13 protein-coding genes are annotated in these 15392 nt (G+C 67.4%); 10 read left to right on the forward strand and 3 right to left on the reverse strand.

Annotated elements, in window-relative coordinates; translation table 11 throughout:
• Positions 1–43 precede the first annotated feature (43 nt).
• Both ACZK5N_RS08455 and aceA read right to left on the reverse strand, forming a co-directional pair.
• Positions 44–2275, reverse strand: coding sequence for a malate synthase G (locus ACZK5N_RS08455; protein WP_459018843.1), 2232 nt, complete (start codon positions 2273–2275; stop codon positions 44–46).
• Between the two features lie 31 nt (positions 2276–2306).
• A complete protein-coding gene (aceA, locus tag ACZK5N_RS08460; protein ID WP_459018844.1) occupies positions 2307–3584 on the reverse strand; it encodes an isocitrate lyase in 1278 nt (425 codons plus the stop codon).
• Between the two features lie 134 nt (positions 3585–3718).
• On the opposite strand from aceA, the gene ACZK5N_RS08465 reads away from it, so the two are divergent.
• The 6 genes from ACZK5N_RS08465 to fbaA all read left to right on the forward strand — a co-directional run bounded on the left by ACZK5N_RS08465 (position 3719) and on the right by fbaA (position 9171).
• Entirely contained in the window at positions 3719–5191 is a 1473-nt protein-coding gene (locus ACZK5N_RS08465; protein ID WP_459018845.1) for a helix-turn-helix domain-containing protein, read from the forward strand.
• 68 nt (positions 5192–5259) lie between these two features.
• Positions 5260–6036 (forward strand): LemA family protein, encoded by a 777-nt coding sequence (locus tag ACZK5N_RS08470; protein ID WP_459018846.1) that lies wholly within the window; start codon positions 5260–5262, stop codon positions 6034–6036.
• A 139-nt stretch (positions 6037–6175) separates the two neighbouring features.
• A complete protein-coding gene (locus ACZK5N_RS08475; RefSeq protein WP_459018847.1) occupies positions 6176–6718 on the forward strand; it encodes a YceI family protein in 543 nt (180 codons plus the stop codon).
• A gap of 91 nt (positions 6719–6809) precedes the next feature.
• On the forward strand, positions 6810–7445 hold the full coding sequence (locus ACZK5N_RS08480; RefSeq protein WP_459018848.1) for a TrmH family RNA methyltransferase: 636 nt from the start codon (positions 6810–6812) through the stop codon (positions 7443–7445).
• A 22-nt stretch (positions 7446–7467) separates the two neighbouring features.
• The gene (locus ACZK5N_RS08485) at positions 7468–8007 is read left to right on the forward strand and encodes a hypothetical protein (protein WP_459018849.1); all 540 of its coding nucleotides are present in this window, start codon (positions 7468–7470) and stop codon (positions 8005–8007) included.
• 135 nt (positions 8008–8142) lie between these two features.
• Positions 8143–9171 carry a class II fructose-bisphosphate aldolase gene (gene fbaA, locus ACZK5N_RS08490; RefSeq protein WP_459018850.1) on the forward strand — a complete coding sequence of 343 codons (1029 nt, stop codon included), beginning with the start codon at positions 8143–8145 and terminating at the stop codon, positions 9169–9171.
• 71 nt (positions 9172–9242) lie between these two features.
• Here fbaA and ACZK5N_RS08495 read toward each other — a convergent pair whose 3' ends face one another.
• Positions 9243–9593 carry a rhodanese-like domain-containing protein gene (locus ACZK5N_RS08495; protein WP_459018851.1) on the reverse strand — a complete coding sequence of 117 codons (351 nt, stop codon included), beginning with the start codon at positions 9591–9593 and terminating at the stop codon, positions 9243–9245.
• A gap of 143 nt (positions 9594–9736) precedes the next feature.
• Here ACZK5N_RS08495 and ACZK5N_RS08500 point away from each other — a divergent pair, with 143 nt between their 5' ends.
• The 4 genes from ACZK5N_RS08500 to ACZK5N_RS08515 all read left to right on the forward strand — a co-directional run bounded on the left by ACZK5N_RS08500 (position 9737) and on the right by ACZK5N_RS08515 (position 15240).
• Positions 9737–11254, forward strand: a complete 1518-nt coding sequence (locus ACZK5N_RS08500; RefSeq protein ID WP_459018852.1) for a sugar ABC transporter ATP-binding protein — start codon at positions 9737–9739, stop codon at positions 11252–11254.
• Positions 11251–12258 (forward strand): ABC transporter permease, encoded by a 1008-nt coding sequence (locus ACZK5N_RS08505; RefSeq protein WP_459018853.1) that lies wholly within the window; start codon positions 11251–11253, stop codon positions 12256–12258. Before ACZK5N_RS08500 ends, ACZK5N_RS08505 begins: the two co-directional genes overlap by 4 nt.
• Before the next feature lie 62 nt (positions 12259–12320).
• Positions 12321–13376 carry an ABC transporter substrate-binding protein gene (locus tag ACZK5N_RS08510; protein WP_459018854.1) on the forward strand — a complete coding sequence of 352 codons (1056 nt, stop codon included), beginning with the start codon at positions 12321–12323 and terminating at the stop codon, positions 13374–13376.
• Between the two features lie 94 nt (positions 13377–13470).
• Positions 13471–15240 (forward strand): L-fucose isomerase, encoded by a 1770-nt coding sequence (locus ACZK5N_RS08515; protein WP_459018855.1) that lies wholly within the window; start codon positions 13471–13473, stop codon positions 15238–15240.
• The last annotated feature ends 152 nt before the right edge of the window (positions 15241–15392 follow it).

Genomic DNA, 15392 nt, shown 5'->3' on the forward strand with positions numbered 1-15392 from the left:
GCCTAGGCGCGAGCGACTGAGCCCCCCTCAGAGGGCAGGGGCCTCAGCTGATCCCGAACCTCGCCTTGAACTCGCGACGCCTCGCGTGGAGGATCGGCTCGGTGTAGCCCGACGGCTGCCACGTGCCCTGCAGCACCAGGTCCCGCGCCGCGCACCACGCGATCGAATCCTCGAACGAACTCCCCGCCGTCGGCGCCATGGCCAGGTACGCCGGGTCGTCGGCGTTCTGCGCGTCGACGACGGCCGCCATCCGCTTGAGCGACTGCAGCACGAACGCCTCCGAGACGATCCCGTGCCGGATCCAGTTGGCGAGCATCTGGGAGCTGATCCGGCAGGTGGCGCGGTCCTCCATCAAGGAGGTGTCCGTGATGTCGGGCACCTTCGAGCAGCCGACGCCCTGCTCGATCCAGCGGACGACGTAACCCAGGATGGACTGGCACGAGTTGTCCACCTCCTGCTGACGCTCCTCGGGCGTCCAGCGCGTGTGGGGCGCCAGCGGGATCTCGAGCAGATCGTCGAGGGTCGCCCGCCGCCCCCCCGCCGCGATCTCGCCCTGGCGGGCCCGGGCGTCGACGCGGTGGTAGTGCGTGGCGTGCAGGGTCGCGGCGGTGGGGGAGGGAACCCACGCCGTGGTGGCCCCCGAGGAGGGGTGCCCGATCTTCTCTGCCACCATGTCGGCCATCAGGTCGGTCTTGGCCCACATGCCCTTGCCGATCTGCGCCCGGCCGGGCAACCCGCTCGCGAGGCCGATGTCGACGTTCCAGTCCTCGTACGCGGCCATCCAGGAGGCCTGCTTCATCTCCGCCTTGCGGATCATCGGCCCCGCCTCCATCGAGGTGTGGATCTCGTCGCCGGTCCGGTCCAGGAACCCGGTGTTGATGAAGATGATCCGGTCGGCCGCCTCGTTGATGCAGGCCATGAGGTTGAGCGTGGTGCGTCGCTCCTCGTCCATGATGCCCATCTTGATGGTGGTGCGCGGCAGGCTCAGGATGTCCTCGACGGCGCCGAACAGGTCTGTGGTGAAGGCCACCTCGGCCGGCCCGTGCTGCTTGGGCTTGACGATGTAGATGGACCCGCTGCGCGAATTGCGGCGGTCGTTGTCCGACGACAGGCCAGGGATGGCGCACAGGCTCGTGACCAGCGCGTCGAGAATGCCCTCGGGCAGCTCGCGGCCCTCGGCGTCGAGGACGGCCGGCGTGGTCATGAGGTGGCCGACGTTGCGGCACAGCATGAGCGCCCGGCCGTGCAACCGCAGCTCGCCGCCGTCGGGGCGGGTGAAGCGCGGGTCGTCGGCGAGGGTCCGCAGGAACGAGCGGCCGCCCTTGTCCATCTCCTCCGCCGCGCTACCGTCGTTGAGCTGCAGCCACGTGCGGTAGCCGAGGACCTTGTCCGGCCCGTCGACTGTGGCCACCGAGTCCTCGAAGTCCATGATCGCGGTGACGGCGGACTCCAGGACGATGTCGTCGATGCCGGCGGGGTCGTCGCGCCCGATCCGGCCGGCCGGATCGATCCGCAGCTCGATGCCGAGTCCGTTGTGCTGGATCACGACGGACGTCGGCGCGTCGGGCGCCCCCGAATACCCCGCGTACGACTCGGGGTCAGCCAGGTCGACGACCTGCCCCGACGTGAGCGTGGCCCGCAGCCGCGACCCGGCCTCGTAGCGGATGACCTCCGCATGTGACCCCGCCGCCAGCGGGGCCGCACGGTCGAGGAACTCCCGCGCCCAGGCGATGACACGGCCGCCGCGGATGGGGTTGTAGCGCCCCTCACGCTGCGCCCCGTCGTCCTCGCTGATCACGTCCGTGCCGTAGAGGGCGTCGTAGAGGGATCCCCACCGGGCGTTGGCGGCGTTGATCGCGAACCTTCGGTTCGTGACCGGGACCACCAGCTGCGGGCCGGCCATCTCGGCGATCTCGGTGTCGACGCCGGTGGTGGTCGCCCGGACGCCCTCGGGCTCGTCCAGCAGGTAGCCGATCTGCCTCAGCAGGTGTCGGTAGTGCGGCGCGTAGGGCGTGCCGGGGGTGGCCCGATGAAACTCGTCGATGGCCCGCTGCATCCGCTCGCGCTCCGCGAGGAGGGCCCGGTTGCGGCCCGAGAAGTTGGTGAAGAGGCTCTCGAATCCGGCCCAGAACCGCTCCCGCGACACGCCCGTCAGGGGCAGCGCCTCGCTGTCGACGAAGTCCACGAGGCTCCGGTCCACCCAGAGCCGCCCGACGGGGGCATGGGTGTCCTGGGCGGTGTGGGTGTGTGCGGGGGCGGTCAGGGTGATCGTCATGGGAGTGCTCCTTCTCTTCAGCGAGGTGGTGTCAGAACTGGGCGGACTCTGTGGAGTCCTCGAGTGCGGTGGTCGAGCTGGCGGGGTTGATGGCGGCGGCGATGGTGTCGAAGTAGCCGGTGCCCACCTCGCGCTGGTGCCGGGTCGCCGTGTAGCCGCGTTCCTCGGCGGCGAATTCGCGCTCCTGCAGCTCCACGTAGGCGCTCATGTTGCGGGTGGCGTAGCCCTGCGCCAGCTCGAACATCGAGTAGTTGAGCGCGTGGAATCCGGCCAGCGTGATGAACTGGAAGGTGTAGCCCATCGCGCCCAGCTCGCGCTGGAACTTCGCGATGGTGGCGTCGTCGAGGTGCTTGCGCCAGTTGAACGACGGTGAGCAGTTGTAGGCCAGCATCTGGTCCGGGTGTTCGGCCTTGATGGCCTCGGCGAACTCACGTGCCGCAGCCAGGTCCGGGACGCCGGTCTCCATCCACAGCAGGTCGGCGTACTTCGCGTAGGCCTTGCCGCGGGCGATGCTGGGCTCCATGCCGGGGCGGACCTTGAAGAAGCCCTCGCTGGTCCGGTCTCCGGTGATGAACTCCTGGTCGCGTTCGTCCACGTCCGACGTGATGAGCGTGGCCGCTTCGGCGTCGGTGCGCGCGATGATCACCGTCGGCACCCCGGCCACGTCCGCGGCGAGGCGGGCCGCATTGAGGGTGCGCTCGTGCTGCTGGGTGGGAATGAGCACCTTGCCGCCCAGGTGGCCGCACTTCTTCTCGGAGGCGAGTTGGTCCTCCCAGTGCACGCCCGACGCGCCGGCGGCGATCATGGCCTTCATCAACTCGTAGGCGTTGAGCGTGCCGCCGAAGCCCGCCTCGGCGTCGGCGACGATGGGGACCAGCCAGTCCTCCACCGTGCGGATGCCCTCGGCGTGCTCGATCTGGTCCGCACGCAGCAGCGCGTTGTTGATGCGGCGGACCACCTGCGGCACGGAATTGGCCGGGTAGAGCGACTGGTCGGGGTAGGTGTGTCCCGAGAGGTTCGCGTCGGCGGCCACCTGCCAGCCGGAGAGGTAGATGGCCTTGAGGCCGGCCTTGACCTGCTGCACGGCCTGGTTGCCCGTCAGTGCGCCGAGCGCGTTGATGAAGTCCTCGTTGTGCAGCTGGTGCCAGAGCTTCTCGGCGCCGCGTCGGGCCAGCGTGTGCTCCTCCTGGACGCGGCCACGCAGTCGGACGACGTCCTCAGCCGTGAAGTCGCGCTGCACGTGGGCCCAGCGGGGGTTGATGCGCCAGTCGTACTCGAGCAGCTCTGCGGACATGGGTTCGGTGATCATCGGGAGTCCTTCCGGGTGGGGCAGCGTCCCTGCTGCCGTGTGCCTTGCGATGTGACGATCCTCCGCCGCTGTGACAGCAATTCCTAGAAGTATTTCTCGTAAAGAAATGCAGAAATTCCGCTAGGCTGAACTTCATGCCAGTCGACGATGCGCAACGCGCTCCAGGCGGGGACGCCGAGGGCCCTTTCGACCCGTTTTCCCTGGGCAGGCGGCTGCGCCACCTCCGCAAGGAGCGCGGGTTGACCCTCAGCCAGGTGGCCGAGCAGTCCGGGCTGGCGCCGTCGCAGTTGTCACTCATGGAGAACGGCAAGCGTGAGGCCAAGCCGTCGCATCTCCAGACCCTCGCCCGGGTCTACGGCGCCACGCTCGAGGATCTGACCGCCCCCGTGCCCAGCCGTCGGACCCAGCTGGAGATCGAACTCGACCGCCTCATGCGGGCGCCCCTGGCACAGGCCAAGGGACTGCCCGCGGTGCGGATCTCCCCGCGCATGCCGCTGGACGTGCTGGAGGCGCTGGTGGCGCTCCATCGCGAACTCGCCCACGACGCCGCCGAGCGCATGGCCACCCCGGAGGAGGCGCGCCGGGCCAACGCGCAGCTGCGCGACGAGATGCGGGCCCGCGACAACTACTTCGGCTCGATCGAGGAGGAGGCTGCGAGCCTGCTGAAGCGAGGCGGGTACGTGGGAGGACCGCTCTCGCAGCACCTCATCGGGGAGATCACCGCCCACCTCGGCTTCACGCTGCACCACGTCAGCGACCTGCCGCATTCGACCAGGTCGGTGACGGACCTCAAGAGCAAGCGGATCTACCTGGCCGCCGCGAGGTCCGGCGAGTACGAGCCGCGATCCGTGCTGCTCCAGGCCCTTGGTCACCACATCCTGGAGCATTCGCCGCCCAGCAGCTACGGCGACTTCCTCCGGCAACGCATCGAGACCAACTACTTCGCCGCCGCACTTCTGCTCCCGGAGGAGCCCGCCGTCGAGTTCCTGCGGGCGGCGAAGGAGCGCCGGGAGCTCTCGGTGGAGGACCTCCGCGACATCTTCGGCGTGAGCTATGAGGCGGCCGCACACCGTTTCACGAACCTGGCCACCAGGCACCTCGGCATCCCGGTGCACTTCCAGCGCGTGCACGAGTCCGGGATCATCTACAAGGCCTACGAGAACGACGGCGTCGCCTTCCCCAAGGACAACCTGGGTGCCATCGAGGGACAGCCGGCCTGCCGCTACTGGACCTCGCGCGAGGTGTTCGGGGTGGCGGACAAGTTCAACGCCTTCAACCAGTACACCGACACACCCACCGGCACGTTCTGGTGCACGGCGCGGGTGGAGCAGACCAGCTCCGGCTACTTCTCCACCGGCATCGGCGTGCGCTACCGCGACTCGAAGTGGTTCCGCGGCCGAGACACCCGCGAGCACTCGGTCTCCACGTGCCCGGACCCGACGTGCTGCCGACGGGCGCCCGAGGACCTGGCGTCGAAGTGGTCCGGTTACGCGTGGCCCAGCGCCCGCACGCACGCTCACCTTCTGGCCGCACTGCCGCCCGGCACCTTCCCCGGCGTCGACGACACCGAGGTCTACCAGTTCCTGGACTCCCATCACCAGATGTGAGCAGTCGGGTGCTGCGCCTGAATCCTCGCCTGCGCTACCGTGAAGACGACTGATCTAAGGAGATCCCTGTGGACACCATCCTGATTATCCTCATCGTCCTGGTCGTCATCGCGCTCGCGGTGGTGGGCTGGGGCGTCGGGGCCTACAACGGCTTCGTCAAGAGCCGCAACCTCATCCAGGAGTCGTGGCGCCAGATCGACGTGGAGCTCAACCGCCGCTACGAGCTGATCCCCAACCTGGTGGAGACGGTGCGCGGCTACGCGGCCCACGAGCGCAACACGCTGGAGCAGATCACGGCGCTGCGCAACACGGCCCGTTCGTTGTCCCAGCAGAGCCACGGGCAGCCCAGCGAGCAACGCGCCGCCGTCGAGTCCGAGCTGACGCAGGCCGTGCACAACCTGCTCGTGTCGGTGGAGGCGTACCCGGATCTGAAGTCGAATACCAACTTCCTCGAGCTGCAGCGCGAGCTGACGGACACCGAGGACCGCATCGCCGCCTCGCGTAGGTTCTACAACGCCAACGTGCGTGATTACAACACGCGCATCGAGTCCGTGCCGAGCAACATCATCGCCGGTTTCGCGAAGTTCGAGAAGGCCACGTACTTCGAGGTCAACGACCCGATGGTGCGCCAGGCTCCTGATGTGAACTTCGGCGAGATCTCGCAGCGCCCGGCGGGGGCGCCGGAGCCGGCGCAACAGCAGATCCAGGCACCGCGCCAGGACGAGCTCGCCCAGCCCTATCAGGCGCCCCAGCGCGCCCAGCAGGAACCCGAGGGCCAGCCGGTGGTGCCGCCGCCCGCGCAGCAGGCGGGCGAGGGCGGGTACCGGCCGCCGTTCACCAGCTGACCAGGAGCCGTGGAGGGGCCCGCATTCCGACGAGGGGGCGGGCCCTTCCGCTACCCAGAGAATGAAGTCGGCAATACTCGTTGACATTTCAACAAACCTAGTTTAGGGTTGTACCAACAGCCCACGAAAGGACACCCACATGAACCTCAACGAACTCAACGGCACCTTCGTTATCGACCCCTCCCACTCCGCGCTCTCCTTCGTGGCCCGCCACGCCATGGTCACCAAGGTCCGCGGGTCCTTCGAGAAGTTCGAGGGCTCGGCCACCGTCGACGCCGCGAACCCCGCCAACACCTCCCTCGAGGTCACCATCGACGCCGCCTCGATCAATACCCGCAACGCCGACCGCGACGGTCACGTCCGCTCCGCCGACTTCTTCGACGTCGAGAACTTCCCCACCTGGACCTTCAAGGGCACCGGCTTCGCGGTCAAGGGCGACGTCGTCGAGGTGACCGGTGACCTCACCATCAAGGACACCACCCGCTCCATCACCCTCCCGCTCGAGTACCAGGGCTCCGCGAAGGACCCCTTCGGCAACACCCGCGTCGGCTTCGAGGGCTCCACGCAGATCCTCCGCTCGGACTTCGGTCTCACCTGGAACGCCGCGCTTGAGACCGGTGGCTTCCTCGTCTCGGACAAGGTCACCATCGAGGTCGAGATCTCGGCCATCCAGCAGGCCTGATCCTCCGCAGCACGCAGCGCCCCGGCTATTAGCCGGGGCGCTGTCGCGTTCCTGGTTTGCCTCGCTGAGTCAACTGGGACAAGCTCGCCTCGTGACCGAGTCAGTACCCGAGGATCCGACGGCGCCCGCCGTCGGCGTGGAGCCGCACCCCCTGCCCTGGCCCGAGGGTGACCACCTGGACCCCGAGCTGTTGGCCGAGGGGGATCGCCGCAACGTCGTCGACCAATACCGGTACTGGAGGCTGGCGGCGATCGTCGCGGACCTGGACCGGACCCGGGTACCGCTGCACGTGGCCATCCAGAACTGGGAGCACGATTTCAACATCGGCTCGATCGTGAGGACGGCGAACGCGTTCAATGTCGCGGCGGTGCACATCGTGGGCCGAAGGCGGTGGAACCGTCGCGGCGCCATGGTCACGGACCGCTACCTCCATGTCCTCCACCACGACGACGAGGCCTCGCTCCTGGCGTACCTGGCAGGGGAGGGCGTGACCCCGGTCGGCGTGGACAACCTGCCGGGGTCGGTGCCGCTCGAATCGGCCCAGCTGCCGGAGCGTTGCTGCCTCGTGTTCGGTTCCGAGGGGCCGGGCCTGACTGACGCGATGGTCGAGGGCTGCGAGCGTCTCGTCGCCATCACGCAGCGGGGCTCGACCCGCTCGATGAACGCAGGTGCAGCCGCGGCGATCGCGATGTACCACTGGACCCTCCAGCACGCCGCTCCCCACTGACCTGGACGCTATTGTGGCGGGCATGCAGTCAGAGCGGTTCGCGGCGGGCCTGACCCCTCTCCCGACGGCGGCACGCGTGACGCAGAAACGCGGTGCCCTGCGCTGGCGGGTCATCTCCACCCTCGTCTCGCTGGCCATCCTGGCCGTCATCATCCTGACCCTGGGCCGCGACTGGCCGCAGGAGTGGACCATCGCGATGGTCGCCCTCTGGGTGGGATCGTCGGTGTTCTGGCTGGCGATCTCCATCGTCGGGCTGCAGCGCGCCAAGCGTGACCTCGGCCGCATCCACGACGGCGTGGCGTTCTTCTTCGATCACGACGGGGTCGAGTTCATCACGCCGCCCGCCGCGCTCGTGCCCTGGGACCGCGTGGCCGCGCTCAAGCTCGGCGGGGGGCTGTCCGGCGCCGGCCCATCCATGGTGCTCGAGACCGCCGCCGGCCCCGTCGCGAAGGTGCCGCTGAGTTTCCTCGACGCAACCCCGGCTGTCATCGACTCCGCCGCCCGCGCGTACTCGCTGGGGCGAGTGGGCCTGGATGTCCGCGCCCTCGACAGGGTGCTCTAGGCGCCTGCTGAACACGCATGCCGAGCCTCGGACGCGGCGCTCCCGGACGTGCCGGCGTGACCCCGGCCTCCCCCGGGGGGATGCGAGGCGATAGGGTTGGGCCGACCAGAAGTCTCACTCAGAAAAGAGGCATCCATGCCCATTGCTACTCCCGAGATCTACGCCGAGATGCTCGATCGGGCCAAGGCGAACAAGTTCGCGTACCCGGCCATCAACATCACCTCGTCGTCGACGGTGACCGCGGCCATCCAGGGGTTCGCGGAGGCTGGCTCTGACGGCATCATCCAGGTGTCCACAGGCGGCGCCGAGTACGCGTCCGGTTCCACCATCAAGGACAAGGTCGTCGGCGCAGCCGCGCTCGCGGCCTACGCGGCGGAGGTGGCGAAGAACTACCCCATCCAGATCGCGCTGCACACCGACCACTGCCCCAAGGACAAGCTGGACTCGTTCGTCCGTCCGCTGCTGGCCATCTCGGCCGAGCGCGTGAAGAACGGCCTGCTGCCCCTGTTCCAGTCCCACATGTGGGACGGTTCCGCGGTGCCGATGGAGGAGAACCTGCAGATCGCTGACGAGCTGCTGGCCCTCACCAAGGCCGCCAACATCATCCTCGAGATCGAGGTCGGCGTCGTCGGTGGCGAAGAGGACGGCGTCTCCGCTGAAATCAACGACAAGCTCTACACCACCATCGAGGACGGCATGCGCACCGCCGAGGTGCTCGGCCTGGGTGAGAAGGGTCGTTACATGACGGCGCTGACCTTCGGCAACGTGCACGGCGTGTACAAGCCCGGTGCGGTCAAGCTGCGTCCCGAGGTCCTCAAGGAGATCCAGGACGCCGTCGGCGCCAAGTACGGCAAGGACAAGCCGTTCGACCTGGTTTTCCACGGCGGCTCCGGCTCCACCGCTCAGGAGATCTCCGACGCGGTGGACTTCGGTGTCATCAAGATGAACATCGACACCGACACGCAGTACGCGTACACCCGTCCGGTGGTGGAGCACATGTTCCGCAACTACGACGGCGTGCTGAAGATCGACGGTGAGGTCGGCAACAAGAAGCACTACGACCCGCGCGCGTGGGGCAAGCTGGCCGAGGCCGGCATGGCCGCCCGTATCGTCGAGGCGTGCGAGAACCTCCGCTCCGCCGGCACCACGATGGGCGCCAAGTGAGCTGAACCACGGTTCACACGGCGAGTGGCCGGTCCCTTCGGGGGCCGGCCACTCGCCGTTTCTGGCTCGGGCTACTTCAGTGACGCGTACGCGCCGCCGTCGACGAGGTTGGTGAAGCCGAGGTCCTCCATGATGTCGATAGCGGCCGCCGAGCGGCTGCCGGAACGGCAGTAGACGACGTAGGTGTCGTCCTTCGGGAGTTCTCCGACGCGGTCCGCGAAGTCCGCGGCCTGGACGTCGATGTTGAGCGCTCCGTCGAGGTGCCCGCTGTCGTACTCGGCCGGAGTCCGCACGTCGATCACGGCTGCGCCGTCGGAGATAGCCGTGCGCGCGGTATCAGCGCCGGCGTCTGAGCATGCGCTGAGCCCCACCAGGGCGGCCAGGGCAATGACGAGGGCGAGGAGTGGTGTGCGTAGGTTCATGGGCGCCATCGTATACCCCAGTGGGTATCGGTTCATCACACTTCTATAACGGCGCTGGCCAACACCACGCCCGTAAGATAGCGTTAACATCGTTGCTGGTCGGGCGGTTCCGCCCGGGGCCCGGCAGGTACGAAGGAGTACGTGTGACCACACTTCTAGAGCTGAAGAACGTCTCGAAGACGTTCCCCGGCGTCAAGGCGCTGAGCAACGTCCACCTGGATCTCAATGCGGGCGAGGTGCTCGGTCTGTGCGGTGAGAACGGCGCGGGCAAGTCCACCCTGATGAAGATCCTCACAGGCATCTACACCCCGGATCCGGGGGCGGAGATCTGGCTGCAGGGCAAGCAGGTGGAGGTACGCAACACCAACCACGCGCGGGACCTGGGGCTCAGCATCATCCACCAGGAACTCAACATGGTGCCGGATCTCACTGTGGCGCAGAACCTGTTTCTCGGCCGTCCCGGCAGCCACAAGGGCGGCTACATCGACGACGCCAAGCTCAACCGCGACGCCGCGGACCTGATCGAGCGCCTCGGCATGAACCTCAACCCCAAGACCTACGTGCGGGACCTGTCGGTCGCGCGGCAGCAGATGGTGGAGATCGCCCGCGCGATGTCCTATGACTCGCGCATCCTCGTCATGGACGAGCCGACGGCGGCCCTCACGCTCGCCGAGACCGACGCGCTCTTCGGCATGATCCGTGACTTCGTCACCCCGGAGACCGGGCTGATCTACATCTCCCACCGCATGCCGGAGATCGAGGAGATCACGGACCGTGTGTCCGTGCTGCGCGACGGCCAGTACATCGGCACCGTCGTCACCAAGGATGTGGAGATCCGCGAGATCATCTCGATGATGGTGGGCCGCGAGGTCTCGGGCGACGCGCGCCCCCGCACCAAGCCGGTCTCCGACGAGGTGGTCCTCAAGGTCGAGGGTCTCAACACCACGAAGCTGGTGCGCGACGTCAGCTTCGAGGTCCGCAAGGGCGAGGTACTGGGATTCGCCGGGCTGATGGGCGCCGGTCGCACCGAGGTGGCCCGGGCCGTCTTCGGCGCGGATCCCCGCACCAGCGGAGAGATTTCGCTGCACGGGAAGAAGGTGGGCATCCGGACGGCGGCCGACGCGGTCCGGGCCGGGATCGGCTACCTCTCGGAGGACCGCAAGCAGTTCGGAGTCCTGTTGGACCAGGACGTCAAGGCCAACACGGCTATGGCGGCCATGAAGGACTTCCACATCGGCGGTTTCATCCTCGACGGCAAGATCCGCACCGTGGGCACCGAGTACTCGAAGAAGCTCCGGGTCAAGACGCCCAACGTCAACCAGTTGCTCGGCAAGCTCTCGGGCGGTAACCAGCAGAAGGTGGTCATCGCCAAGTGGCTGGTGCGCAACTGCGACGTGCTGATTTTCGACGAGCCCACCCGAGGCATCGACGTCGGCGCCAAGGAGGAGATCTACAACCTCATTGAGCAGCTGTCCGGCCAGGGCAAGGCGATCGTCGTCATCTCATCCGAACTGCCGGAGGTGCTGCGGGTCTCGCACCGCATCGCGGTCATGGCCCACGGCCACATCACGGGATTCCTCGACAACGAGGACGCCACTCAGGAGAACATCATGGAGCTCGCCACCGTCGGCAAGGCTCAGTTGAAAGGAAACGCAGCGTGAGCACTGAAGCCGCCTCCAAGGCCGCCCCTGCCCAGCAGTCACAGATTCGGACGTTCCTCAAGTCCTCGCTTCAGCAGCTGTTCGTCTTCGCAGCGCTGATCGTCGTCTTTGTGTTCTTCATGGTCTTCGCCCCCAACTTCAACGCCGGCGTCGTGATCCCCAACATCCTGCTCCAGGCCGCTGCGATCGGCACGATCGCGCTGGGAGCCACGTTCGTCATCGGCACCGGCGGCATCGATCTGTCGGCCGGCACGGGCATGACGTTCACCGCGGTCATGGCGGGCGTCTTCATGTCGGCGGAGTTCATGAACCTCCCGCTCGGCATCGGCCTCCTCCTCACGATCCTCGTGGGAGCGGTGATGGGCATGGTCAACGGCTTCCTGATCGCGTACCTGCACATCCCGCCGTTCATCGCCACGCTGGCGATGATGATGGTGACCCGAGGTCTCTCGTTGATCATCTCCAACGCCTCGTCGATCAAGATCGCCAACCCGGACTACTCGCTCATCTCCAACGGGCGGATCATCCCCTTCCTGTCGAACGCGGCGCTGATCTTCGTGCTCCTCGGCATCGTCGCCGCCGTGATCCTGGGCAAGACGCTGCTGGGCCGCTACGCACTGGCGATCGGCTCCAACGAGGAGGCCACCCGGCTCTCCGGCATCAACGTCAAGCTGTGGAAGGCGCTGGTCTACATCACCGCCGGCATCTTCACCGCCCTCGGCGCCATCCTCTACTCCGGCCGGTTCGGCTTCGTTCAGCCCGCGGAGGGCCTGGGCATGGAACTGCAGGTCATCGCGGCTGTGGTCATCGGCGGCACGTCGCTGTCAGGCGGCCGTGCCAACATCGTCGGCACCATGATGGGCGCACTGCTCATGATGACGCTGACCGTCGGGCTGCAGATGATGGGCGTCGCCCAGCAGTGGCAGCTCGTCGTCACTGGCGTCGTCGTCCTCTTGGCCGTCTACGCGGACATCGTGCGCCGCCAGCGCGCCTCTGCCGTCTAGACCCTCACAACTTCATCCACCTCATGGGAGGGCGGTCCTCCCAGAACCGAAAGGAAACCGCCATGCGCATGTTGCGCTCCGCACTGGCAATGTCGTCAGTGCTCGTCCTGGGCCTCACGGCCTGCTCCACCTCCTCGACCCCCACGTCGTCGGCTCCGGCCCCGGCGGAAAGCACCAGCTCGTCCGCGCCGGCCGAGTCCTCCGCTCCGGCCGAATCCTCGGCGCCCGCCGAGGGCGAAGTCCCCATGGGCGATGGCACCCAGACCATCTACCTGGTGTCAAAGGGCTTCCAGCACCGCTTCTGGCAGGCAGTCAAGCAGGGCGCTGAGGAAGCCGGCGAGGAATACAAGTACAAGGTCGAGTTCGTCGGCCCGGAGAACGAGCAGGCCGTCACGCAGCAGCTCGACCAGCTCCGCACCGCACTCCAGCAGCAGCCCGCCGCCATCGGCTTCGCCGCACTGGACTCCGGCGCAGCCGGCCCGGTGCTCGAGGAGATCCAGGCCGCGAACATCCCGATCATCGCCTTCGACTCCGGCGTGGACTCCGACATCCCGTTGACCACCGTCTCCACCGACAACAAGGCCGCCGCTGCTGAGGCTGCCAAGAACATGGTGGAGCTGCTGGGCGGAAAGGGCACAGTCGGCATGGTCTGCCACGACCAGACCTCGGCCACCGGCAAGCAGCGGTGCGAGGGCTTCCAGGAGTACATGGCAGCCAACGCACCCGACATCAAGGTGCTGCCGCCGCAGTACGCGGGTGAGGTCGGCCTCGCCGCCAACACCGCCAAGGCGCTCATCCAGGCCAACGCGGACATCACCGGCATCTACGGCTCCAACGAGGCCTCGGCCATCGGCGCCCTCCAGGGCACCATCGAGTCCGGCAAGGAACTCAAGGTGGTCGGCTTCGACTCCGGCAAGGCCCAGCTCGACGCCATCCGCAGCGGCCAGGAGGCCGGTGCCATCACCCAGTCGCCCGTGAAGATGGGCTACGAGACCGTCGTGGCGGCCATCAAGGCCATCAACGGACAGGAACTGCCGAAGATCATCGACTCCGGCTTCGCCTGGTACGACGCCAGCAACATCGACGATCCTGAGATCGCCGCAAACCTGTACGAGTGAGTGACGCCGGGGTGGGTCCGTCAGGGCCCACCCCGGCCCACGTCCAGACACCACCGAAGAACCTCACAAAGAAGAAACAAAGAAGGTGTGATTCGTGACCAACTACCCCAGGATCGGCATTCGCCCCATCATCGACGGCCGTCGACGCGGCGTCCGCGAGAGCCTTGAAGACCAGACCATGAACATGGCTCTGCGGGTCAAGGAACTCTACGAGGCGGAGCTGCGATACCCCGACGGCAGCCCCGTGCAGGTCGTCATCGCTGACTCCACCATCGGGCGCGTCTCCGAGGCGCAGGCCTGCGCGGAGAAGTTCCGCCGCGAGAACGTCGGGCTCACGCTGTCGGTCACGCCGTGCTGGGCGTACGGGTCCGAGACGATCGACATGGATCGCGCCATTCCGCACGCCATCTGGGGCTTCAACGGCTCCGAGCGCCCGGGCGCCGTGTACCTCGCGGCTGCCCTTGCCGGCCACACCCAGCTGGGCATCCCCGCCTTCGGCATCTACGGCGAAGAGGTCCAGGACGCAGACGACGATTCCGTGCCCTCCGAGGTGCGCCAGCGGCTGCTGGACTACGCGGGTGCCGGTCTGGCCGTCGCGCTCATGAAGGGCAGGTCGTATCTCTCCATCGGTGGAGTGTCGATGGGTATCGCCGGCTGCGTGGTCAAGGAGGAGTTCTGGAACTACTACCTGGGCATGCGCAACGAGTACGTCGACATGGTGGAGATCGAGCGCCGGATCGAGCAGGGCATCTACGACAAGGACGAGTACGAGGCCGCTTACGCGTGGGTCCGCGAGAACCTCACCCAGGGCGAGGACTTCAACCCCGAGGAGTGGCAGGCCTCGGCCGAGGAGCATGAGGCATGGTGGGCCTACAGCACCAAGATGGTGCTCATCGGCCGCGACCTCATGGAGGGCAACCCGAAGCTCGCCGAGATGGGCTTCGAGGAGGAGGCCGGCGGCCACGGCGCGCTGATCTCCGGCTTCCAGGGCCAGCGCCAGTGGACGGACTACCTGCCCAACGGCGACCTGATGGAGACCCTGGTCAACACGCAGTTCGACTGGAACGGCAAGCGCCGCCCCAGCCTCATGGCCACGGAGAACGACAACCTCAACGGCGCCTCCATGATGGTCAACTATCTGCTCACGAACCGGGCGCAGATCTTCTCGGACGTGCGCACCTACTGGAGCGCGGACGCCATCGAGCGGGTCACCGGGCACCGCCCGGAGGGGCGTGCCGCCGGCGGTGTGATCGACCTGCGCAACTCCGGCGCCACGACGCTGGACGGCACGCTGGCGGCCACCGACGACGAGGGCGACCACGTCATCAAGCCCTGGTGGGACCTGACAGATCAGGACATCTCCGCCATGACCGAGGCCACCACGTTCCACCCGGCCAACATGGGCTACTTCCGCGGCGGCGGCTTCTCGACGCACTTCCGCTCCGCCGGGGACGTGCCCGTGACCATGACGCGCATCAACTGGGTCGACGGGCTGGGTCCCGTGATGCAGCTGGCCGAGGGCTACACCGTCGAACTGCCCGACGAAGCGGCCAAGACTATCGAGCTGCGGACCGATCCCGGGTGGCCCACCACCTGGTTCGTGCCCACCATCACCGGCGAGGGCGCCTTCACGTCCGTCTATGACGTGATGAACGCCTGGGGCTCCAACCACGGAGCCATCACCTACGGCCACATCGGACACCAGCTGATCACGCTGGCCTCGATGCTCCGCATCCCTGTGAACATGCACAACGTGTCACGTGAGCGGATCTTCCGGCCGAAGAACTGGCTGGGCTTCGGCACCGCCGATCTGGAGGGAGCCGACTACCGCGCCTGCGCGCAGTTCGGCCCGCTCTACAACTAGCACACGGGGGGCGAGCCCCCCGTGAACCCCCCGCACGGGGGGCAAGCCCCCCGTGCGCCCCCGTGACCCAACACGGGGCTCCGGCCCCGTGCGTCCATCTTCGCCCCGCGGTGCTCGCTTCGCTCGCGCGATTCCATGTTCCGGGGAACCAG

The organism is Tessaracoccus pujii, assembly GCF_055326215.1.